This is a genomic window from uncultured Frigoribacterium sp. (assembly GCF_963515265.1).
Lineage (GTDB): Bacteria > Actinomycetota > Actinomycetes > Actinomycetales > Microbacteriaceae > Frigoribacterium.
Genome location: NZ_CAUPYL010000236.1, coordinates 1 through 3,428, shown reverse-complemented (window position 1 = coordinate 3,428; position 3,428 = coordinate 1). Strand labels below are relative to the sequence as shown.

Annotated in this window: 3 protein-coding genes; all 3 read right to left on the bottom strand. The window is 75.4% G+C overall.

Going from position 1 to position 3,428, the window contains the following annotated elements; translation table 11 throughout:
• A partial coding sequence (locus tag RWM17_RS13205; protein WP_314104390.1) for an AMP-binding protein occupies window positions 1–1,366 on the bottom strand: 1,366 nt, incomplete at its 3' end.
• Window positions 1,323–2,471 carry an MSMEG_0565 family glycosyltransferase gene (locus RWM17_RS13200; protein ID WP_314104388.1) on the bottom strand — a complete coding sequence of 383 codons (1,149 nt, stop codon included), beginning with the start codon at window positions 2,469–2,471 and terminating at the stop codon, window positions 1,323–1,325. The genes RWM17_RS13200 and RWM17_RS13205, both read right to left, overlap by 44 nt.
• The gene (locus RWM17_RS13195) at window positions 2,471–3,346 is read right to left on the bottom strand and encodes a carbon-nitrogen hydrolase family protein (RefSeq protein WP_314104385.1); all 876 of its coding nucleotides are present in this window, start codon (window positions 3,344–3,346) and stop codon (window positions 2,471–2,473) included. The genes RWM17_RS13200 and RWM17_RS13195 overlap by 1 nt, the downstream gene beginning before the upstream one ends.
• Between the last annotated feature and the right edge of the window lie 82 nt (window positions 3,347–3,428).

Genomic DNA, 3,428 nt, shown 5'->3' with positions numbered 1-3,428 from the left:
CCCCCGCACCTGCGCCTGCGCCCGCGCCCGCGCCCGCCACGTCGACCACGGCCTCGATCCGCTGCCCGAGGTCGTCGTCGGCGACGCCGAACGCGACCGCGCCGCGCACGGCGGGATGCGCCTCCAGCACCCGCTCGACCTCGGTCGGGTGCACGTTGACGCCGCCGCGGAGCACGACGTCGTCGGCCCGGTCGACCAGGTGCAGCCACCCGTCGTCGTCGAGGAGGCCGAGGTCGCCGAGGGTGTCCCAGCCGTCCTCGGTCCGAGCGGAGCAGCCGCCGAGGTACCGGTACGTCGGACCTCCATCCCGCCGGAGCCACACCTGCCCGACCGTGCCCGCGGGCAGGTCGTCGCCCTCGGCCGAGCGCACGGCGACGCTCGTGCCGCCGCTCGGCCGCCCCACGCTGCCGGGGTGCTCGAGCCACTCGTCGCCACGGATCGACAGGACCCCGTTCGACTCGCTGCCCGCGTAGACCTCGACCACGCGCTCGGCACCGACCCAGGCCATGAACCGGCGCTTGAGGTCGGGCGCGCAGGGCGCTCCGAGGTGCAGCACGGTCTCGAGCGACGACAGGTCGGCGGCGGCGCGCTCGTCGGCGGGCAGGCGCAGCAGCCGGTGCATCATCGTCGGCACGAGCAGCGCCCAGGTCACCCGGTGCGCCGCGATCGCCTGCAGCACCCGTCGCTCGTCGAAGCGCGGCAGCAGCACGAGCTCGTGTCCGGTCAGCAGCCCGCGGAACGCGTACGTGAAGGTCGCCGAGTGCGTCAGCGGCCCGGCGACGAGCTGCACCTGGTCGCGCGGCAGGAACGACGCGACGGCGAGCGACGGGTCGAGCAGCGCGGGCGCCGCCGCCAGCACCACCTTCGGACGGCCGGTCGACCCCGACGAGGTCGGCGCCTTCCAGCTCGAGGCCCAGGCGTCCGGCAGAGGAGGCGCGTCACCGGCCACCGGGGGAGGCGCCCAGCCCGCAGGCACCCACGGCACCTCCCCGGCACCACCATCTGCCCCTCCACCGGCACCCGCACCGCTGCCCGCCGACGGCACCCCCACCACCAGCGCCGGCCGCGCCAGTGCCTCCAGCTCGGCTCGCTCCGCCGCGTCGAGCCCGAGCGAGATCGGCTGCGGCGTCGCCCCGCACTTCCAGACGGCGGCGCAGACGACGATCATCTCGACCGTGTTCGGCAGGGCCACGGTCACCAGCGATTCCTGGCCGACGCCGAGGTCGAGGTAGGCGCGGGCGAGCACCGAGGAGGCGCGGTCCAGCTCCGAGGCCGTCAGCGTCCCGGCGTCGTCGCGTGCCACCACGCGGTCCGGGTCCGCCTCAGCGAGCCCCGTGACGGTGCGCGAGATCGACTGCCGCACCATGGTCGCCCTCCTGGCCGACGGCCTCGTAGAACTGCTCGTGGAGCAGGGCGACGTCGTCCCACGAGTGCGACGCCGCGAGGTCGCGGCCGGGACCGGCTGCGGGGCCGGCCCCGTCGAGGGCGGCGACCAGCGCCTCCTCGATCGACGGGGGGCCGGTCGCGTAGGCGACGGTCGGGCCGAACACCTCGCGCAGCACCGGCAGGTCACGGGCGACGACGGGCACGCCCGCGGCGAGGGCCTCCATCGCGGCGAGGCCGAAGCCCTCCTTGGTCGACACGAAGGCGAGGGCGCCGGCGGCGGCCACGAGCGAGGGCAGCTCGTCGTCGTCGACCACGCCGAGCACGACGGGGTCGAGGCCGAGCGCGGCGATGCGGGCGTCGACCCGGGCACGGTAGTCGCGGTAGTCGAACAGGGTCTCGCCGCCGCCGAACACCAGGCGCACGTCGGGCCGTCGGCGCCGCAGCAGCGCGAACGCCTCGACCAGGTCGAGGCTGCCCTTGCGCGGCTCGATGCCGCCGAGCGCCAGCACGTACTCGCCGAACCGGTCGCGCCAGCGTGCCCGGTCGCCGTCGCCGGCGGGCCCTGCGGCCGCCGCGAACCTGCCTGCGTCGACTCCGTTCGGGATCACGGTCGGCGTCAGTCCCCAGCCGCGCTCGACGTCGGCGGCGACGGCGGCCGACACGCAGATCCGGGCGAGCGGGCGGCGGACCGCCTCGTCGTGGCAGCGCACGAGCTCGGGCGTCGTGAACTCGTCGAGGTGGTGGATCGTCCGGAGGCACGGGCCGACCGCGTTGGCCGAGATGCAGTCCTGGGCGTGCACGACGTCGTACCGCTCGTGCAGCCGGGCATCCGCGAACGCGGCCCCCATCGTCTCGATCGACCGGGCGATGCGGTCGCCGACCGACTCGTCGTCGCGCGCCTCGAACGGCACCACGCGGATCGACACGGCCGGGTCGACACGACGGAAGAACGCCTGGTCACCGCCGCGTCCGAGCGTCCACACCGTGACCTCGTGGCGTCGCCGGGCCAGCGCCTCCGACAGCGCCAGGGCGTGCACGACGCCGCCCCGCGGCTTCGTCGAGTAGGTGACCTGCGCGATGCGCATCAGCGCAGCCCGCTCTCGTAGGCCGACGGTACGCGCTGCCGCAGGTGGTCCATGGTGCGGCGGGCCCGAGCGGCGTCGGCGGCGACGTCGGCCGTCGCGACGGCGAGGCCGCCCTTGGCCCAGGTCTTGGCGACGATCTCGCCGGCAGGGTCGACGACCTTCGCCTGCCCGAGGAACCTCAGCCCGCCGAGCACCCCCGTCTGGTTCGACGAGACGAGCCAGAGCTGGTTCTCGGCGGCCCTGGCGCAGTCGTAGAGGTCGAAGAGGTGGGCCTGGCGGTCGTTCCGGAGGCGGTCCGAGCGGTCCGTGACGCTGGCCGGCCAGGCGCTCAGGCAGACGAGCAGCTCGGCGTCCGCGAGCGCCAGCGTGCGCGAGGACTCGGGGAACGTCTTGTCGAAGTCGATCATCATGCCGAGGCGGCCGACGGGGGTGTCGACCGGGACGAACTCGGTGCCCGCGCGGTAGACCTCGGACTCGCCGAGGGGCAGGTGCACCTTGCGGTGCGACCCGAGCACGCGACCGGCCTGGACGCAGACGGCGCTGTTGTACCGGACGTCCTCGCCGCCCTCGAGGGCCCGCTCGGTGACGCCGAAGCAGATCGTGAGGTCGCCGGCGAGGTCGGCGACGGCCTGGACCTCGGGCCCGTCGATCTCGACCGCCGGCGGCAGCAGGGCGTCGGCGTCGTCGGGACCCGAGGAGGCGCCCCCCGGGTTCACGAGGTCGAGCAGGTACCCGCCCACGGTCGCGTCGGGCAGCACGAGCAGGTCGACCCCGCGGGCGCGCGCCTGCTCGACCATGCCGGGGAGCTTCGCGAGCGTCCGCCCGACGTCCCGGCCGAAGTGCGCGGCGACGGCTGCCATCGTGATCTCCGCCATGGCGTCAGGCTAGCCCGCGGCCACGGCCTCCTCGGCGAGCACCGATCGGTCAGCGCGGCCAGCCCGGCCGGCCCCGCCGGCC

Bases quoted from the DNA above. Each gene is read 5' to 3' on its own strand.
- RWM17_RS13200 (WP_314104388.1), bottom strand. From the start codon at position 2,471: ATGCGCATCGCGCAGGTCACCTACTCGACGAAGCCGCGGGGCGGCGTC.
- RWM17_RS13195 (WP_314104385.1), bottom strand. From the start codon at position 3,346: ATGGCGGAGATCACGATGGCAGCCGTCGCCGCGCACTTCGGCCGGGAC.